We start from the raw sequence: 1546 nt of genomic DNA, 5'->3' as shown, positions 1-1546 counted from the left end.
ATCCGGGCACAGCTGGATGCCGCAAAAAAGGAACAGAGCAAGCAAACGCTGCCACGGGAAAAGGCAAAGGAATTGGAGGTCTGACACATGAATTTTAGCGTGGAAGAAGAAAATTTGATCTGTATGTACCACACCTCTGACCGCCGCCGCACGATGGCACGGATGCTGGCCGCCCTGCCGGATATGGACACAGAAATGCGGCGGCTGGCGAATGGAACCATTGCAAAGTTGGAGCACATGACTGATGCGGACTTTGACGGACAGAGGTTCGATTTTGCGGGTGAGTGATACCGCCAGCTCGACAATGACACATTATTTTCAGCAAAAGTGATGTGTCGTTGCCAACACAGAAATAGCCGGACACGGTGGCCTTGTGGCTGCTGTGTCCGGCTATTTTTCATGTATCAGTCTTTATCTTTTTTCTCGGTGGGATTTTCCGGCAGTTCGGCGGCATCTTCTACAATGTCGGTCACAAGCTGCTGGAAGTCAAACGCATTCTTTTCTGTAATAACGGGCTTGCCAGTTTCTGCTTCAAGAGCCTGCCGTGCAATACCGGCTACCTTGCCGCCGCGTTTAGCAACCTGCTTGTTTTCTTCAAAGGTCTGCGGCTTTGCAGTCTTGGAAATATCCGTGGTAGATGCTTCCGCCAGCATGGTCAGCACAAGTTCCAAATCGGTCATGTTGTCCCGGAGATTTTCTTTTGTCAGACCTTTCAGCCGCTTGTACTGCCCCGTGGTCATGCCGGACCATGCGCGGGAGATTTCATCGGTCAGGATGGCGTACTCCTTGCCCTTTTGCACTCCGCGCTTCTTCCATTCGTCCGTTAGTTCGTTGCGGATGCGGATTGCCAAAAGCCGCTGGTGAATCCATTCTTCGGAGTAGCCTTTCTTCAAATAGGTATCAAGCGCACGGTCAATAGCTTGCTCCGGGTCGATGGTTTCTTCGATGCGTTCCTTGCCCACCATTGCCAGCCATGCCTTGAACGGTTCAGCTTTCGGGGACGGGATGGACTGGATGATACGCAAAAGCTGTTCGGTGTTGGCGACATCTGTCTTGTACCGTTTTCCATCAGAGGACAACATTTTCAGTTGTACGATTTTTTCGTACAACTCATTTGCCCCCTCAGCTTTCAGCTTACGCTTAAGGTCGCTCCAATAACGCCGTGGATTGGCTGTTCCAGTTAAAACAGAAATAACATCAATAATCGAAAAATACCATTCTTCCTTTTCTGCATCCCATGCAGTACGGATTTTCTGATCTTCAAAAAGCTGGATAGAGCCGTTATCGTTCACTTCTGCCATAGAGGGTTCCTCGCTTTCGTTGTCTAAGTCTATTTTACATGATTTCGGGCGGAAACGCCACCCGGTCTAAGCGTTTGAGATTCAAAAATCCGAACAATATTTTGTGCAGATTTACCGTTCCTGCATCTGCTCCTTTCCCGGTGCTGTCCGCAGAATGCCGTCCACATTCTGCTTTATGATGCCATACTCCTGCATCTGGCGTTTGGCATCATTGTACTGCCGCTGCATCTGGTCTTTCTGCTCGG

At 49.9% G+C, this 1546-nt stretch carries 2 protein-coding genes; one reads left to right on the top strand and one right to left on the bottom strand.

Annotation, left to right across the window (positions count from 1 at the left end; genetic code table 11):
- Positions 1-87: 87 nt before the first annotated feature.
- Positions 88-288, top strand: coding sequence for a transposon-transfer assisting family protein (locus tag ACMP1L_RS09995; protein ID WP_117477615.1), 201 nt, complete (start codon positions 88-90; stop codon positions 286-288).
- Positions 289-404: 116 nt separating this feature from the next.
- On the opposite strand, the gene ACMP1L_RS09990 is transcribed toward ACMP1L_RS09995, so the two are convergent.
- Complete coding sequence (locus ACMP1L_RS09990; RefSeq protein WP_005922866.1) at positions 405-1301, bottom strand: BRO-N domain-containing protein; 897 nt, start codon at positions 1299-1301, stop codon at positions 405-407.
- Positions 1302-1546 lie beyond the last annotated feature (245 nt).

This window comes from Ventrimonas sp. (genome assembly GCF_048380235.1).
Taxonomy (GTDB): Bacteria; Bacillota; Clostridia; order Lachnospirales; family Lachnospiraceae; genus Brotaphodocola.
Note: the sequence above shows the minus strand (reverse complement) of the source record. Positions and strands in the feature narration are given on the sequence as shown.